At 71.3% G+C, this 16929-nt stretch carries 14 protein-coding genes; 8 read left to right on the forward strand and 6 right to left on the reverse strand.

Features of this window, described 5'->3' with window-relative positions; genetic code table 11:
- The first annotated feature begins 183 nt into the window (after positions 1-183).
- Together GA0070619_RS23090 and GA0070619_RS23095 are read left to right on the forward strand one after the other, a co-directional pair.
- Complete coding sequence (locus GA0070619_RS23090; protein ID WP_088949991.1) at positions 184-3942, forward strand: multifunctional oxoglutarate decarboxylase/oxoglutarate dehydrogenase thiamine pyrophosphate-binding subunit/dihydrolipoyllysine-residue succinyltransferase subunit; 3759 nt, start codon at positions 184-186, stop codon at positions 3940-3942.
- A gap of 114 nt (positions 3943-4056) precedes the next feature.
- Positions 4057-4236 carry a DUF6104 family protein gene (locus GA0070619_RS23095; RefSeq protein WP_088949992.1) on the forward strand — a complete coding sequence of 60 codons (180 nt, stop codon included), beginning with the start codon at positions 4057-4059 and terminating at the stop codon, positions 4234-4236.
- 87 nt (positions 4237-4323) lie between these two features.
- On the opposite strand, the gene GA0070619_RS23100 is transcribed toward GA0070619_RS23095, so the two are convergent.
- From GA0070619_RS23100 to GA0070619_RS23110, 3 genes are all read right to left on the reverse strand, one after another.
- Positions 4324-6486 carry a bifunctional polysaccharide deacetylase/glycosyltransferase family 2 protein gene (locus tag GA0070619_RS23100; protein WP_088949993.1) on the reverse strand — a complete coding sequence of 721 codons (2163 nt, stop codon included), beginning with the start codon at positions 6484-6486 and terminating at the stop codon, positions 4324-4326.
- On the reverse strand, positions 6479-7144 hold the full coding sequence (locus GA0070619_RS23105) for a hypothetical protein (protein ID WP_157744074.1): 666 nt from the start codon (positions 7142-7144) through the stop codon (positions 6479-6481). The genes GA0070619_RS23100 and GA0070619_RS23105 overlap by 8 nt, the downstream gene beginning before the upstream one ends.
- A 127-nt stretch (positions 7145-7271) precedes the next feature.
- A complete protein-coding gene (locus GA0070619_RS23110; RefSeq protein WP_088949995.1) occupies positions 7272-8390 on the reverse strand; it encodes an FAD-dependent oxidoreductase in 1119 nt (372 codons plus the stop codon).
- 101 nt (positions 8391-8491) lie between these two features.
- Here GA0070619_RS23110 and GA0070619_RS23115 point away from each other — a divergent pair, with 101 nt between their 5' ends.
- The 3 genes from GA0070619_RS23115 to GA0070619_RS23125 all read left to right on the forward strand — a co-directional run bounded on the left by GA0070619_RS23115 (position 8492) and on the right by GA0070619_RS23125 (position 12442).
- Entirely contained in the window at positions 8492-9184 is a 693-nt protein-coding gene (locus GA0070619_RS23115; protein WP_088949996.1) for a TetR/AcrR family transcriptional regulator, read from the forward strand.
- Between the two features lie 76 nt (positions 9185-9260).
- Positions 9261-11330, forward strand: coding sequence for a phosphate acetyltransferase (pta, locus tag GA0070619_RS23120; RefSeq protein WP_088949997.1), 2070 nt, complete (start codon positions 9261-9263; stop codon positions 11328-11330).
- A complete protein-coding gene (locus tag GA0070619_RS23125; RefSeq protein ID WP_088949998.1) occupies positions 11327-12442 on the forward strand; it encodes an acetate/propionate family kinase in 1116 nt (371 codons plus the stop codon). Before pta ends, GA0070619_RS23125 begins: the two co-directional genes overlap by 4 nt.
- A gap of 7 nt (positions 12443-12449) precedes the next feature.
- On the opposite strand, the gene GA0070619_RS23130 is transcribed toward GA0070619_RS23125, so the two are convergent.
- Positions 12450-13067, reverse strand: a complete 618-nt coding sequence (locus tag GA0070619_RS23130) for a hypothetical protein (RefSeq protein ID WP_088949999.1) — start codon at positions 13065-13067, stop codon at positions 12450-12452.
- 2 nt (positions 13068-13069) lie between these two features.
- A complete protein-coding gene (locus tag GA0070619_RS32870) occupies positions 13070-13243 on the reverse strand; it encodes a hypothetical protein (protein WP_172862102.1) in 174 nt (57 codons plus the stop codon).
- 157 nt (positions 13244-13400) lie between these two features.
- Here GA0070619_RS32870 and GA0070619_RS23135 point away from each other — a divergent pair, with 157 nt between their 5' ends.
- Positions 13401-14294 carry an alpha/beta hydrolase family protein gene (locus GA0070619_RS23135; protein ID WP_088950000.1) on the forward strand — a complete coding sequence of 298 codons (894 nt, stop codon included), beginning with the start codon at positions 13401-13403 and terminating at the stop codon, positions 14292-14294.
- 12 nt (positions 14295-14306) lie between these two features.
- Here GA0070619_RS23135 and GA0070619_RS23140 read toward each other — a convergent pair whose 3' ends face one another.
- Positions 14307-14699, reverse strand: coding sequence for a MerR family transcriptional regulator (locus tag GA0070619_RS23140; RefSeq protein ID WP_088950001.1), 393 nt, complete (start codon positions 14697-14699; stop codon positions 14307-14309).
- An 89-nt stretch (positions 14700-14788) separates the two neighbouring features.
- Here GA0070619_RS23140 and GA0070619_RS23145 point away from each other — a divergent pair, with 89 nt between their 5' ends.
- Together GA0070619_RS23145 and GA0070619_RS23150 are read left to right on the forward strand one after the other, a co-directional pair.
- A complete protein-coding gene (locus GA0070619_RS23145; protein ID WP_088950002.1) occupies positions 14789-15838 on the forward strand; it encodes an aldo/keto reductase in 1050 nt (349 codons plus the stop codon).
- 97 nt (positions 15839-15935) lie between these two features.
- Positions 15936-16904, forward strand: coding sequence for an alpha/beta hydrolase family protein (locus GA0070619_RS23150; RefSeq protein ID WP_088950003.1), 969 nt, complete (start codon positions 15936-15938; stop codon positions 16902-16904).
- Positions 16905-16929 lie beyond the last annotated feature (25 nt).

Here is a 16929-nt window from a genome sequence, read left to right on the forward strand (position 1 = left end):
CCGACCACGCAGCGGTTGGTGAACTTCTGGCATCTTCTGTGAAACCGGCCACGGGACCGAGGCGGAAATGCCTGCGGGATCGGTACGGCGTAGCCTGGGAGCCGTACCCTCCGTGCCCCTGACCGGGCGGGAGGAACACACCGCGTGCCACACAAACCCGCGTGAAAGAGGCGATTACCGGCCGTGTCGACCCAGCAGACTTCGCAGGAGAACCCACTAGCGGGTTTCGGCCCGAATGAGTGGATCGTCGAGGAGATGTACCAGCGTTACCTCGCCGACCCAACGAGCGTCGATTCGGCCTGGCACGACTTCTTCGCCGACTACCGCCCGGCGCCCGGAGCGGCCACCCCGCGCGGCGCCGAGTCGTCGAACAAGCCAGCCGCCGCTCCCGAGCCCGACGGCCAGCCGGAGGCAGCCGCCGAGGTCAGCCAGCCGAGCACCAAGGCGAAGCCGGCGACCGCCACGAAGGCGGCCGCCGCGCAGTCGGCACCGGCCAAGCCCGCCGCCGCTCCGGCCACGCCCAAGGCCACGCCGGAGAAGGCCGCACCGGCCAAGCCGGCCGCCAAGGCCGCCGCGCCGGCCTCTGACGGTCCGCAGACCACGCCGCTGCGTGGCGTCGCCGCGAAGATCGTCCAGAACATGGACGCCTCGCTGAGCGTGCCCACCGCGACCAGCGTCCGCGCGGTCCCGGCAAAGCTGCTGGTCGACAACCGCATCGTGATCAACAACCACCTCGCCCGGGGGCGCGGTGGCAAGGTCAGCTTCACCCACCTGGTCGGTTACGCGCTGGTCCGGGCGCTGGTCCAGCACCCGGAGATGAACAACTCCTTCGCCGAGGCCAACGGCAAGCCCGCCGTGCTCCGGCCGGCGCACGTCAACCTCGGCATCGCGATCGACCTGGCCAAGCCGGACGGCAGCCGCAACCTGGTGGTCCCCTCCATCAAGGGCTGCGAGACGATGGACTTCCGGCAGTTCTGGCAGGCGTACGAGGACGTGGTCCGGCGGGCGCGGCGCAACGAGCTGACCATGGAGGACTACTCCGGCACCACGATCTCGCTGACCAACCCGGGCGGCATCGGCACCGTGCACTCGATGCCGCGGCTGATGCAGGGCCAGAGCGCGATCATCGGCGTCGGCGCTATGGAATACCCGGCCCCCTACCAGGGCATGTCCGAGACCACCCTGGCCGAGCTGGCCGTCAGCAAGATCATCACGCTGACCAGCACGTACGACCACCGGATCATCCAGGGCGCCCAGTCCGGCGAGTTCCTCAAGGTGATGCACGAGCTGATCCTGGGTGAGCACGGTTTCTACGACCAGGTCTTCACCTCGCTGCGCATCCCGTACGAGCCGGTGCGCTGGGTGCGCGACGTCGCCGTCAACTCCGAGGGTCAGATCAACAAGACCGCCCGGGTGCACGAGCTGATCCACGCGTACCGGGTGCGTGGTCACCTGATGGCCGACACCGACCCGCTGGAATTCAAGATCCGCAAGCACCCCGACCTGGACGTCCTCCAGCACGGGCTCACCCTGTGGGACCTCGACCGCGAGTTCCCGGTCAACGGCTTCGCCGGCCGGCAGCGGATGAAGCTGCGCGAGATCCTCGGCGTGCTGCGCGACTCATACTGCCGCCGGGTCGGCATCGAGTACATGCACATCCAGGACCCGGAGGAGCGTCGCTGGGTCCAGGAGCGGATCGAGCGCAAGTACGAGAAGCCGGCCGCCGACGAGCAGAAGCACGTGCTCAACCGGCTGAACGCCGCCGAGGCGTTCGAGACCTTCCTGCAGACCAAGTACGTCGGCCAGAAGCGCTTCTCCCTGGAGGGCGGCGAGTCCCTCATCCCGCTGCTCGGTGAGGTGCTGGAGTCCTCGGCCGAGAACGGCCTGGACGAGGTCGTCATCGGCATGGCCCACCGGGGTCGGCTCAACGTGCTGGCGAACATCGTCGGCAAGCCGTACGAGAAGATCTTCTCGGAGTTCGAGGGCCACCTGGACCCGCGCTCGACGCAGGGCTCCGGCGACGTGAAATACCACCTGGGTCAGAACGGCAAGTTCACCACCCCCGACGGCGAGCACTCGGTCAAGGTGTCGGTGGTGGCCAACCCGTCGCACCTGGAGGCCGTGGACCCGGTGCTGGAGGGCATCGTCCGGGCCAAGCAGGACCGGATCGACCTCAAGCTCGAGGGTTACACAGTGCTGCCGCTGGCGGTGCACGGTGACGCCGCGTTCGCCGGTCAGGGCGTGGTCGCCGAGACGCTCAACCTGTCGCAGCTGCGCGGCTACCGCACCGGCGGCACCGTGCACGTTGTGGTCAACAACCAGGTCGGCTTCACCACCGCCCCGGAATACAGCCGGTCCAGCCTCTACAGCACCGACGTGGCCCGGATGATCCAGGCGCCGATCTTCCACGTCAACGGCGACGACCCGGAGGCCGTGGTCCGGGTGGCCCGGCTGGCCTTCGAATACCGGCAGACGTTCAACAAGGACGTCGTGATCGACATGGTCTGCTACCGGCGGCGCGGGCACAACGAGGGCGACGACCCGTCGATGTCCAACCCCCAGATGTACAAGATCATTGACTCGAAGCGCTCGGTCCGCAAGCTCTACACCGAGGAGCTGATCGGCCGCGGCGACATCACCGTGGAGGACGCGGAAGAGCTGCTGCGCGACTACCAGGCGCAGCTGGAGAAGGTCTTCAAGGCCACTCGGGACGCCGCGGCGGCACCGCGCCAGCTCAACCGGCCGCGCCGCGAGGAGGAGCCGGAGCCGCAGGTCGACACCGCCACCGACGCGTCAGTGGTCAAGGCGGTCGGCGAGGCGCACATCAACCTGCCGGAGGGCTTCACCCCGCACAAGCGGATCCAGCAACTGCTGGACCGGCGGGCGAAGATGTCCGTCGAGGGCAACATCGACTGGGGCTTCGGCGAGATCATCGCGCTCGGTGCGCTGCTGCACGACGGGGTCACGGTCCGGCTGGCCGGCCAGGACTCGCGTCGCGGCACGTTCGTCCAGCGGCACGCCTCGGTGGTCGACTCCCGCACCGGCGAGGACTATCTGCCACTCAAGTCGCTCACCGGCGACGGCGAGCGCTCCCGGTTCTTCGTGCACGACTCGCTGCTCAGCGAGTACGCGGCGATGGGCTTCGAGTACGGCTACTCGGTGGAGAACATCAACGCGCTGGTCGCCTGGGAAGCCCAGTTCGGTGACTTCGTCAACGGTGCCCAGTCGGTGATCGACGAGTTCATCTCGTCCGGCGAGGTGAAGTGGGGCCAGCGCTCCGCCGTCACCCTGCTGCTGCCGCACGGCCACGAGGGCCAGGGCCCGGACCACACCTCCGGCCGGCCGGAGCGGTTCCTGCAGATGTGCGCCGAGGACAACATGCGGGTGTCCATCCCGACGACCCCGGCGAACTACTTCCACCTGCTGCGCCGCCAGGCCCTGTCGCCCAAGCGCAAGCCGCTGGTGGTGTTCACGCCGAAGTCGCTGCTGCGGCACAAGCTCTGCGTCTCGTCGGTGGAGGACTTCACCACCGGCACCTTCCAGCCGGTGCTGCGCGACACGGCCGCCCCGGCACCGGAGGCGGTGAAGCGGGTGCTGCTCTGCTCGGGCAAGGTCTACTACGACCTGTTCCAGGCCCGGCAGGAGCGCGGCGTCACCGACACCGCGATCCTCCGGATCGAGCAGCTCTACCCGCTGCCGGTGGAGGAGATCCGGGCCGCCCTCGCGCAGTTCCCGAACGCGGAGGACTTCGCCTGGGTGCAGGAGGAGCCGGCCAACCAGGGTGCCTGGTCGTTCGTCGCGCTCAACCTGCTGGAGCACCTCACGGACGTCCGGCTGCGGCGGATCTCCCGCCCGGCCGCGGCCGCCCCGGCGGTCGGCTCGGCCAAGACCCACGAGGTCGAGCAGAACGCGCTGATCGAGGCGGCTCTCCCCCGCCCGTGACCTGACCGCACCGCGAGAGCCGGGGCAGGGCCGTTCACCACGGTCCTGCCCCGGCTCCGTCGGTCCACTTGACCACCCGCCCGGCCCTGCCGGGCCGAGTAAGAGGACGTACCCATGTACTTCACCGACCGTGGCATCGAGGAGCTGGTCGAGCGCCGGGGCGACGAGCAGGTGACCCTGGAGTGGCTGGGTGAACGCCTGCGCGACTTCGTCGACCTCAACCCCGACTTCGAGACGCCGATCGAGCGGTTCGCCACCTGGCTGGCCCGGCTCGACGACATCGACGAGGACTGAGCCACCCGGTGCCGGGAAGCGCCGCCCGGCTGGGCATCTGACGGGCGGCTGGCCGCTGGCGACTGGCCGCTGGCCGGCGTCTGCCGGTCAGCCGGTACGGGAGGCGACGGGTTCCAGGCCGGTACGTCGCAGTTTCTGCCAGCCCAGCCGGCCGCCGGTCAACGCGGTGACCACGGCCTGGATCATCACCAGATACATCAACTGCCGGTAGACGAACTGCTGGAGCGGCAACACCCACAGCACGCCCAGCTTCTCCCGGTCCAGCCGGAACGCCACCACCGCGGTGACCAGCTGCACGCCGAGCATGACCAGCCAGGCCACCGCCGTGGCGGTCCGGTCGAGGAAGAAGAGGCCGTACAGGGCCAGCAGGTCGATCACCGGCGCGAGCAGCGGCAACAGCACGCCGAAGAGGCTGAGGAAGAACAGGCAACGCCGGGTGAACCGGCCGGACGCACCCCTGTCGAACACGGAGCGGCGATGCTTCCACATCGCCTGCATGGTGCCGTAGCTCCACCGGTAGCGCTGTTTCCAGAGCTGGCCGATGCTCGTCGGCGCCTCGGTCCAGGCGCGGGCCGTCTCCTCGTAGACGACCTTCCAGCCGGCCCGGCCGAGCGCCATGGTGACGTCGGTGTCCTCGGCCAGGGTGTCATCGGTCATCCCTCCGGCGTACCGCAGCGCCTGCCGCCGGAAGCCGCCGATCGCCCCGGGCACCGTCGGCATGCAGCGCAGCGTCTCGTAGAGGCGCCGGTCCAGGTTGAATCCGATGACGTACTCGATGTGCTGCCACTTGGCGATCAGGCTGCGCCGGTTGCCGACCTTCACGTTGCCTGCCACCGCGCCCACCTGCGGGTCGGCGAAGGGCTGCACGAGCCGGCGGACGGCGTCGGGTTCGAAGACGGTGTCCCCGTCGACCATGACGATCAGGTCGTGCCGGGCCAGCGCCACGCCGGTGTTCAACGCGCTGGGTTTGCCACCGTTGGGCTTGCGCACCACCCGGACATTGGGCAGGCGGAGGGCGTCGACGATGTCCGCGGTCCCGTCGGTGGAGCCGTCGTCGACGACGACCACCTCGATTCCGCCTGGATGGTCGCCGCCGGCGAGTGAACGGACCGCCGCGGCGATCCCCTCCTTCTCGTTGTACGCCGGGACGATCACCGACACCGGCGCTGTGACCGGCGGCCCCCACGTCCAGTCCCCGGCCCGACGGCGCCGGGCGTGTCGCCCGGCGAGCAGGAACAGCACGGCGGTACGCCCCAGCGTGAGCACCCCGACGAGCACGAAGAGGATCCCGAACACGCTCAGCACGTGGTCGGCGCCCCGTACCGCCCAGACCAGCATCCGGCCGCGCCAGCGGTCCCCCGCGGTGGCTGCGGCACCGGATTCCGCCCGGTGGTCGACACCGGCGGCGGCGAAGGCGAGGTTCAGTCCCTCGGTCGCGGTGACGAAGCGGTATCCCCGTTCCTTCATCATCGGGATGAAGCGGTCGAGGGCGGCGACGGTCTGTGCGCGGTCACCGCCGGCGTCGTGCCAGAGGGTGATCGCGCCCGAGGCACCGTCCGGGGTGGCGTTCTCGACGATCCTGTCGACGCCGGGCAGCGCCCAGTCCTGGCTGTCGGTGTCGTTCAGCACGGTCAGGTACCCGAGGTCACCGGCGGCGATCAGCACCGGCCAGTCCTGGTTGTCGATCGCGTCGGCATGCGAGGAGTACGGAAACCGGACCAGTGAGGTGCGCACGCCGGTGACGGCGGCGAGGGCGAGCTGGGTCTGGGCGTATTCCAGGTCTCGCCGCCATCCGGACAGCTCGCTGAGGTCGGGGTGGGTGAACGTGTGCACGCCGAGCTCGTGGCTGCCCTCGACCAGGTTGCGGGCCATGTCGGGGTGCCGGGCGACCTGCGAACCCAGCACGAAGAACGTGCCCTTGACCTGGTGGGCGTCCAGAACGCGCAGAACCTCGGGGGTCCAGACCGGGTCGGGGCCGTCGTCGAAGGTGAGCGCGATGGTCCGTTCCGGCAGGCGGTAGGAGCGGACCTGCTCGCTGTTGGCGCTGATGATCGGCCCCCCGTTCACCACCGAGGTGGGGACCTCGCGTTGCCCCTGGTTGCTGTGCTGGTGGTCCGGGGTGAAGGAGGCGTTGGTGTACGCGTTGACCAGGAGCACGCCGGTCAGGACCGCCAGAAGCATGCCGAGCAGGACCCAGCGCGGTGGCGGTACGGCCCGGCGGCGGCGGGCCGTGATCGCCGGCTCAGTCATCCGCGGGGAGTCCGTCGGTGGGGGAACCGCCGGGCTCGATGTCGATGGTTTCCTCGGGCGGGGGCGGCGGGTCCTCGGTCGAGGGTGAGTCTGCGGGTGTCGGAGCCGCCGAGGTGGTCCGCCCCGGGCTGGGCGAGGTCGGCACGCCGGCGGGGTCACCGCTCGCCGGGCGGGTGGCGCTCGGTGACCGTGTGGGGGCAGGCGAACGGGGAGTCGGGGCGACGGTGGGTGCCACCGTGGCCGCCGGCGTACGGGGGACGGCTGTCGAGGGCTCGGGGATGGCGGTGATCGCCTCGGCCTGCGGCGACTGGGGCCGTTCAGACTGCTCGACCTCGTCCAGGAAGGGGAGCACCGTGTGCGGCTCCACCATGCCGCCGGCGAAGCTGACGGCCACCAGCCCGGTGTAGGTCAGGCCCAGCAGACCGACGACGTACGCGAGCCAGCGCAGGCGGGATCGGCGTCGGCCGCTGGGGTCGACGAAGACCGGAGGCGGTTGGGGCACGGCGGCGATCAGCGCGGTGGGGCCGTCGGAGCGGCTGACCACCATGGTGGGCTCGTCGACCGGTGCCGCCGGGCGGGCCCGGGAAACGCCGTCCATGCCTGCCGGCGTCAGCTTCCCGGTCGGCGTATCGTCGCTGCTCAAGCCCCGGGTGGTCATGGGGTGGGAGTCTAAGCGTGAATTTTTCTCAGCTCTGACGATGGCTCACTGAATGAGACGCCGACCGCACCGTCGGGCCGCGCCGGGCCGCCGCGACCACCCTGCCCGACAGCCGGACGAGTCAGCGTCAGCCGCCGATGAAGGCGTTGATCAGCTTGTGGGGTGTGCCGTCGCCCAGCATGTCCTCAAGGTCGGGGCCCTCGGCGTTCGCCCCGACGCTACGCACGAACATTGCCTGCTCGTATTCGGCGAGCGCCGTCTCCACGTCGTCGGGGTGCGCGGCGATGGCCTCGCCCAGTTCTGCGCCGTCCAACAGGGCCAGGTTGGCACCTTCGCCGTTGGGGGCCGCCAGGTGTGCGGCGTCGCCGAGCAGGGTCACCCCGGGCGTCCGGTCCCACCGGTGCTCGGCGGGCAGGGTGAAGATGTGGCGCAGGACCGGTGGGGTCTCACCGTCGGTGACCAGAGCGGTGAGCTCAGGCGCCCAGCCGTCGAACTCCTGCACGATCCGAGCGGTGGCGACGTCGGGGTCGGTGAAGTCGATGGTGGCGAACCAGTCCTGCGGCCTGGCCAGCATCACCCAGGTGTGCAGGTTCCCGTCGCGCTCCCGGTGGGCCAGGATTCCCTTGCCCGGCTCCAGCACCATCATCGCTCCCCCACCGACGGTTTCCGCGCTGGTCGGGTGCCGGGCATCCCCATCGAACAGGTGGGTCTCGATGAACGAGAAGCCGGTGTATTCGGGTGTCGCGTCGGAGAGCAACGGCCGGACCCGGGACCAGGCGCCGTCCGCGCCGACCAGCACGTTCGTGACGACGGCAGTGCCGTCGGCGAAGGACACCTCGTGGCGGCCCTCACCGAGGGTCCGGACGCCGCTGACCTTGTGGCCCCAGCGGACGGTGCCGGCGGGAAGTGAGTCGAGCAACATCTGCCGCAGTTCACCGCGCTGCACCTCGGGGCTGCCACCCGTACCGTCGTCGGGCACGTCGAGCAGGAGGGTCCTGCGCCGGTCCAGGATCCGCATCGCCTGACGCCCCTCCAGGATGAGTTTGCGGAACTCCCCGGTCAGGCCCGCCATCTCCAGCGCCGGCTGGCCGTTGTAGTCGCGGATGTCCAGCAGGCCGCCCTGGGCGCGCGTCGCCGGGGACGTCTCCGCCTCGTAGACCGTGCACGGGACGCCGCGCACGTGCAGCACGCGCGCCAGCACCAGGCCGCCAAGACCCGCTCCGATGATCGTGACCGGTGTCGTCATGGTGGTCCTCCAGACCTGATGGGCGATCCCGTTGGATCGCCGCTCCAAACGACGTTAACACGTGATTGGAGCGGCGATCCAACGGGTGCGACACTAGGGGCATGGCAAAGAGAACGGCGAACGGATCCGCGCAGGCCCGGCGGCGCACGGACAGCCTGTCCAGGGAGCTGATCATCCAGACCGCGATCGAGATCCTGGACAGCGACGGCGAGAGCGCGCTGACGCTGCGTGCGCTCACCGTTCGCCTGAAGACCGGCTACGGCGCGATCTACCACCACGTCGCGGACAAGGGCGACCTGCTCGCGGCGGCCACCGATGACGTCATCACCCGCGTCCTGTCCGGCACGGCCACCGCCGCGGGTCCGCGCGACACCCTGCGCCTCCTCGCCCAGGGCCTGTTCGACGCGATCCACACCCACCCCTGGGTCGGTGCGGAACTCTCCCGGCAACCGTGGCGGCCCGCGCTGTTGGACTTCTACGAGAGCATCGGCAGGCTGCTGGACGCGCTCGCCGTCCCCGAGGAGGCGCGCTTCGACGCGGCCGGGACGCTCGTGAACTACGTCCTCGGCGTCGCCGTGCAGAACGCCGCGAACGCCCGACACCTCACTGGCAGCGACGCGGACCGGCAGGCGTTCCTCAACACCACCGCCGCGCAGTGGGCGCAACTGGACCCCGCCAGGTACCCGTTCGTGCACGCGACGGTGACGCAGCTACGCGAACATGACGACCGTGAGCAGTTCCTGGCCGGCATCGACATCTTCCTGGCCGGCATCGCAGCCCTGCGCCAGGAATGACCACCTGTCGGATCAGGCGGTGGACGGGGGCCATTGGGCCTGGGTGGCGGATCTCGCGATCTTCTAGGGTGGGTACGTGGCTCGCAGCGTGTATCTGACCAGCGTCGGTTCGGGCGGGGGCAAGTCGACCATCGCCCTCGGGCTGGCGGAGCTGTTGTCCCGCCAGGTCGGGCGGATCGGCGTGTTCCGGCCGCTGGTCTCCGGCACCGGCCCCGACCCGATCCTCGCCCTGTTGCACGACCGCTACCGGGTCGACCTGCCCGAGGCCGACCTGACCGGCATGACATACGCCGAAGCGGCGGCGCTCGTCGCCGACGGGCGCCGGGAGGAGCTGATCTCCCGGGTCGTCGAGCGGTACCGGGCGGTCGAGCGGCAGTGCCCCGCGGTGGTCGTGGTGGGCAGCGACTTCGACGACCCGGGTGACCCGGCCCATCCCCGGGAGCTGGCCTTCAACGCCCGGCTGGCCACCGAGTTCGGCAGTGTGGTGGTGCCGGTGGTGGACGGTTTCGAGCAGGAGCCGGCGGCCGTCGCGGCGGCCATGCGGGGCGCGTACCACGATCTGGCCGACCTGGGAGCGACAGTGCTCGCGGTGATGGCCAACCGGGTGGCCGGGCCGATGACGCTGCCCGACCTACCGGTCCCCGCGTACGCCATCCCGGAGGTGCCGACGGTGTCGGCGCCGACGGTGGCAGAGGTGGCGGCGGCGCTCGACGCCACCCTGCTGGCCGGGGACGACGCCGCGCTCAGCCGGGACGTGCTGGACTTCGTGGTCGGCGCGGCACACGTGCCGACCCTGCTGGACCACCTCACCGAGGGCGCCCTTGTGATCACCCCCGGGGACCGGGCCGACCTGCTCGTCGCCGCGAGCGCCGCGCACGTGGCCGGGCAGGTGTCGGTGGCCGGGCTGGTGCTCACGCTCGGCGAGCAGCCCGACCCCCGGGCCATGCGGCTGGTGGAGGGGCTGAACACCGGGCTCGCGGTGCTGTCCGTGCGCAGCGACAGCTACGACACGGTGGCCGCGTCCAGCCGGATCGAGGGCCGGCCCAGCGCGGCCAACCCGCGCAAGGTGGAGGCCGCGCTGGGCGCCTTCGAGCGCTGCGTGGACACCGACGACCTGGCCCGCCGGTTGCGGGTCAGCCGGTCGACCCGGGTCACCCCGCTGATGTTCGAGAACGAGCTGATCGACCGGGCCCGCTCGCAACGCCGGCACCTGGTGCTGCCGGAGGGTGCCGACGACCGGATCCTGCGCGCGGCGGAGATCCTGCTCCGCCGTGGGGTGGCCGAGCTGACGCTGCTGGGCCGACCGGACGACATCACCCGGCGCACCCGCGAGCTGGGCATCGACCTCGGCGACGCGAACGTGGTCGACCCGGTCACCAGCGACTGGCGGGACGACTTCGCAGCCGAGTACGCGCGGCTGCGCGCCCATCGGGGTATGACCGCCGAGCTGGCGCACGACATCGTGGCCCAGCCCAACTACTTCGGAACCCTGATGGTGGCGACCGGACGAGCCGACGGCATGGTCTCCGGCGCCACGCACACCACCGCCGCGACCATCCGACCGGCGTTCGAGATCATCCGTACCGTGCCGGAGGTCTCGGTCGCATCCAGCGTCTTCTTCATGCTGCTGGCGGACCGGGTGCTGGTCTATGGAGACTGCGCGGTCAACCGCGACCCGGACGCCGCCCAGCTCGCCGACATCGCGATCTCGTCGGCCGACACCGCCGCCCGGTTCGGCATCGAACCCCGGGTGGCCATGCTGTCGTACTCCACCGGCAGCTCCGGTGCCGGCGCGGACGTGGAGAAGGTCGCCGCGGCCACCGCGCTGGTCCGCGAACGCCGGCCCGACCTGCTGGTCGAGGGGCCCATCCAGTACGACGCGGCGATCGACCCGGCGGTGGCGGCCACGAAGCTGCCGGGAAGCCCGGTCGCCGGGCACGCCACAGTCTTCATCTTCCCGGACCTGAACACGGGCAACAACACCTACAAGGCGGTGCAGCGCTCGGCCGGGGCGGTCGCCGTCGGCCCGGTCATGCAGGGCCTGCGGCGGCCGGTCAACGACCTGTCCCGCGGCGCCATGGTGCCGGACATCGTCAACACCGTGGCGATCACCGCCATCCAGGCGGCCACCGAGGAGGCGTCGTGAGTCGGGTGCTGGTGCTCAACTGTGGGTCGTCGTCGGTGAAGTGGCGCCGCTACGACGGTGAGCAGGTGCTCGACCACGGCACCGTCGAGCGGGTCGGTGAGCCCGGTGGCGGCCCGGCGGACCACGCCAGCGCCGTCCGGCAGATCCTGGACGGGCTGGACCTGACCGGCCTGACGGCGGTCGGGCACCGGGTGGTGCACGGCGGCCGGAAGTTCAGCGCACCGGTGCTGGTCGACGACGCGGTCCTGGCCGCGATCAAGGACCTGGTGCCGCTCGCCCCGCTGCACAACCCGGCCAACCTGGCCGGCATCGAGGTGGCCCGCGCGGCGCTGCCGGACATCCCGCAGGTCGCCGTCTTCGACACCGCGTTCCACCACACCCTGCCGGAGGCCGCCGCGACGTACGCGATCGACCGCGAGGTCGCCGAGCGGTACGGCATCCGCCGGTACGGCTTCCACGGCACCTCGCACGCGTTCGTGTCCCGCCGCACCGCGCAGCTGCTGGGCCGCCCGTACGAGCAGCTCAACACGATCACCCTGCACCTGGGCAACGGGGCGAGCGCCTGCGCGGTGGCGAACGGTCGCAGCGTCGCCACCTCGATGGGCATGTCCCCGTTGCAGGGGCTGGTGATGGGCACCCGCAGCGGTGACCTCGACCCCACGGTGATCTTCCACCTGCGCCGGGAGGGCGGGCTGTCGGTCGACGAGATAGACGACCTGCTCAACCACCGCAGCGGTCTGCTCGGGTTGACCGGCGTGAACGACATGCGCGAGGTGCTCCAGCGCCGGGCGGCCGGTGACCGGGCGGCGGAGCTGGCCTTCGACGTGTACTGCCGGCGCATCACCGGCTACGTCGGGGCGTACTACGCGCTGCTCGGCCACGTCGACGCGATCACCTTCACCGCCGGGGTCGGCGAACACGCGGCGCCGGTCCGGGCTGCCGCGCTGGCCGGCCTGGACCGGCTCGGCATCGCCGTCGACGATGTCCGCAACGGCGGCGAGGGCGACCGGGTGATTTCACCCGCCGGCGCCGAGGTGAGTGTCTGTGTCATCCGCACCGACGAGGAACGTGAGATCGCCCGGCAGACCCGGGACGTGGTCGCGCGCGGCTGACGACGCGTCAGCGGCGGGCGTTGCGCCGACGCCGGGCACTGACGGTACGGCGGACCCGGTCCCGGCCAGGCCCACGTCTGGCCCGCGTCGGGCCGGAAGCCCGGTCCGGCAGGGTGGCCGTCCAGACCATACTCCCACCGATCACGGCGAAGGCCAGACCGAAGGGGATGCCGCCCCAGGCGTTGAGGACGAACACCGAATCATCGGTGTTGCCGTTCTCGGCGAGGAACTCCTCGGGGTGCACCGGGTCGACCCACACCCGCAGCACCGCCGGCGGTTCCTCGGTGCAGCCGCCGGCCGAGCCACAGAGGATCCGCTCGGAGTACCGGACACCCTCGTAGTCGTATCCGACCTGGATGGTGTCGGTGCCGCCGCCACGTCCGGTGGTGTCCCGGCGGTCGCTCACGTCAGCCAGAACCGGTACGCCCTCGGCCCGTAACCGCTCAGCCTTGGTGTGCAGGTGCCACTTGTAACCGGCGACGCTTGTCGCGTACGCGAGGCTGGTGAGCAGGAGCAGGGCGCCCATGACGGCCGGACCGCGGCGGATGCTCCGGAGCCTGGTCAGCAGGGACGCCGACGGGTCGTCCGCCGGCCGCCGGCTGGGCGCGTCGGCCCGGTCCGGCACGCTCAGCTCGTCGCGAGCCAGGCGACGAGGGCGACCAGCACGACCACGACGACCGCCGCGCCGATGATCAGCGGCAGGCGGGACGGCGGCTCCGCCGGCGCGGCGGCCTCCGGCGTCTGGCTGAACGCGCGGAACGCCTCGGTGTTGCCACTGGGGTCGGTGTAGTTCTCAGGCATGCCGGTGACCCTAGCGAAGCCGGTCCAGGCGCACCGCCCCCGCCCGCACCGCCCGCTCGGGTCGACCCGCCCGGCGGAGCGGACCCGACCGGGTGGCGGGCACAGCCGGGCCGGACGGCGGGGTCGTTGCGCACACTCGGGCACCTACCGTGGAACCATGGGGGCGCGACGGCTGGTCGCCGTACTGGTGACGGCACTGCTGGCTGGTTGCGCGCCGGCCACCGCCACGATCGACGAGGCCACCGGGCCGGTGTCGGCGCGTCGGGCGCCCGAGGGGTCGTACGCCGTCGGCGTGCGTACGCTCACCCTCGATCCGCGCTCGGCGCGCCCACTGCCGGTGACGATCTGGTTCCCGGCGTCGGCGGACGGGGTGGCGGCCGGGCGGTTCCCGGTGGTGGTCTACAGCCACGGGCTGGGCAGCCACCCCGATCTGCACGCCGGCCTGACCACCCGCTGGGCGGCGGCGGGGTTCGTGGTGGCCGCTCCCGCGTACCCGCACACCCGGCAGGGCGCCGCCCACTTCACCCGGGCCGACGTCCGCAACCAGCCAGCCGACGCGTGGCGGCTGGTCCGGCACCTCGGGCGGCTCGACCGCAACCGCGAGGATCCGCTCGCCGGTCACCTGGACCTGACGTCGGTCGCCGCCGCAGGCCACTCGGCGGGCGGTTTCACCACCTCCGGCATGTTCAGCGAGGGGCACCCGGCCCGGTTACGCGCCGGGATCGTGATCGCCGGGGGCGGGTTGCCCGGCAGCTTCGCGGGGCCGGTCGCGCCGGTGCTCTTCGTGCACGGCACAGCCGACGCCGTGGTGCCGCTGACGGTCGGACGGGCGGCCTACGGGCGTACCCCCGGCCCGGCCGCGTTCCTCAGCCTGCTCGGCCAGGACCACGGCGCGTACCTCACGCCGGGCCATCCGGGTTTCGCCCCGGTCCTCGCCACCACCACCGACTTCCTGCGCTGGACGCTGTACGGGGACAAGGCGGCGGGAGCCCGTCTCCCGGCCGACGCCCGCACTCCCCTGACCCGCTACGAGTTCCGTCCCGCCCACTGATGCCCGGGCGCGTCACTCCTGACGGTTCTGGTCGAGCAGATCCTCGTACACCCCGACCTTGAAGGTGATCAGGTCCAGGCACTGGGCGAGCCGGCCGAGCTGGTCGGTGACGCGCCCGTGGTGCTCGCGCAGCAGCGCGAGTCGTTCCTCCTCGTTGCCCTCGCCCTCGCGAACGAGGTCGGCGTAGCGGCGGAGCGCGGGCAGCGGCATGCCGGAGGCGCGGAGGATGATGCAGATGCTCAGCCAGTCGACGTCGTCCTGGCTGTAGACGCGGCGCCCGGCGGGCCCACGGCGTACGGGGCTGACGAAGACACCCTGCTGCTCGTAGAAGCGGAGCGCGTGCACGCTCAAGCCGGTGCGTTCGGCGACCTGTCCGATGCTCAGACTCGCGGTGACCTCAGCCATGCCGAGCAGGGTAGCGAGGGTTGACCTAGAGCCGACTCTAGCTCCTACGGTGCCAGGTGATCACCACTGAATCACCTAGGAGCATCGGCATGCGCTATCGCACCCTCGGCGGCACCGGCATCGAGGTGAGCACCCACTGCCTCGGAAGCATGATGTTCGGTGCCGTCGGAAACCCCGACCACGACGACTGCGTCCGCATCGTCCACTCCGCCCTCGACCAGGGCATCAACGTCGTCGACACCGCCGACATGTACGGCCGCGGCGAGTCCGAACAGATCGTGGGCAAGGCGCTGCGCGGGCGCCGCGACGACGTCGTGCTCGCCACCAAGGTGCACTTCCCGATGGGCGAGGGCCCGAACCAGGGTGGCAACTCGCGGCGCTGGATCCTCAAGGCGGTCGAGGGGAGCCTCCGGCGGTTGGACACCGACTGGATCGACCTCTACCAGGTGCACCGTCCCGACCCCTCGACCGACATCGAGGAGACACTCTCGGTGCTCACCGACCTCGTGCGCGAAGGCAAGATCCGCGCCTTCGGCTGCTCGACGTTCCCCGCCGAGGAGATCGTCGAGGCACACCAGGTCTCCGAGCGCCGCGGCCTCGGACGCCTGCGCACCGAGCAGCCGCCATACTCGATCCTGGCTCGCGGCGTCGAGGCCTCGACCCTGCCGGTCTGCCGGCGCTACGGCATGGGGGTGCTGGTCTGGAGCCCGCTCGCCTTCGGGTTTCTCAGCGGGAAGTACCGCAGGGACCAGCCCGTCGACCTGTCGGCCGGGCGTGCCGCCCTGCGGCCGGCGCAGTTCGATCCCACGATCGCCGAGAACGCCGCCAAGCTCGACGCCGTCGAGCAGCTCGTCGACCTCGCGGCCAGCATCGGCTGCACGCTTCCACAGCTCGCCATCGCCTTCACCGTGGCCCATCCGGCCGTCACCTCGGCGATCATCGGACCGCGGACCATGCCGCAACTGGAGGACCTGCTCAAGGGCGCCGCGCTCACCCTGGACGACGCGACCCTCGACCGGATCGACGAGATAGTGCCGCCCGGCACCAACCTGTACAACCCGAACGCCGCCTTCCGGCAGCGTGCCCTGACCGACACGGCGCTGCGGCGGCGCCCCCTCGCCGACCGTGCCGCGGCCTGAGTGAGCCTGGCGCCGGGACGCAGCGGTCGGTGATCGGGTGGGCACAGCGCGCCGAAGCCCGCCGGGCGGATCCGTCGGGCAGGGCACAATTGGATTCATGTCGCGTCGCGTCACTCCCGCACTGATGGCCAGCACCGTACTGATGGCCGGTCTGGTCGGCTGCTCAGCGGACACTCGCCCGAACCAGAGCGGACAGGCACCGCCGGTCGAGCCGAAGGCCGCCGCCACGCCGACACCGCAGGTCCCCGCCGGAAAGGCCCCGCAGCGCGCCTTCGCGGTCGGCGTACGCCAACTGAAGCTGGGCCGGGACGGCCGCGCGCTGCCGACGACGCTCTGGTACCCGGCGGCCGGGCAGTCCGGCGGCGCTGCCAAGCGGTCGGCGGCGGCGGCGGAGGGCCGGTTCCCGGTGGTGATGTTCAGTCACGGTCTGGGTGGGCGGCCGGACGACTACGCCACGCTGCTGACCCGCTGGGCGGCGGCGGGTTTCGTGGTGGCCGCGCCGACGTTCCCGCACACCTCCCGGGGCGCGGACAACAACGTCCTCGACGTGCTCAACCAACCGGCTGACGTGTCGTATGCGTTGGATCAGGTGCTGGCGTTGGACGGCAAGGCCGGCGACGCGTTGCGCGGCCGGTTGGACGGCGAGCGGGTGGCCGCGGCCGGGCACTCGGCGGGCGGGGTGACCACCATCGGTCTGTTCACCGCGAGCAGAGACGAGCGGCTGGACGCGGGTGTGGTGTTCGCCGGCACGGCGCTCGGTGTGGGCACCGCGTTCGCCGGGGCGGCAGCGCCGCAACTGTTCGTGCACGGCGAGTTGGACGAGGTGGTCGAGTACGCGGCGGGCAAGGCCGCGTACGACAAGGTGCCCTGGCCGAAGGCGATGCTGAGCCTGCCCAAGGGCGACCACGGGCGTGCGCTGCTCAGCGACGGCGCCACGCTGCGGGTCGTCTCGGACACGTCGGTCGAGTTCCTGCGCTGGTCGCTCTACGGCGACCCGGCGGCCAGGAAGCGCATCCCCACCGACGCAACACGCGGCGACATAGCCACCTTCGACGACCACCTCTGACCCGACCGGGCCGAAAACGGCGAAG

The organism is Micromonospora zamorensis (assembly GCF_900090275.1).
In the GTDB taxonomy this organism is placed as follows: Bacteria; Actinomycetota; Actinomycetes; order Mycobacteriales; family Micromonosporaceae; genus Micromonospora; species Micromonospora zamorensis.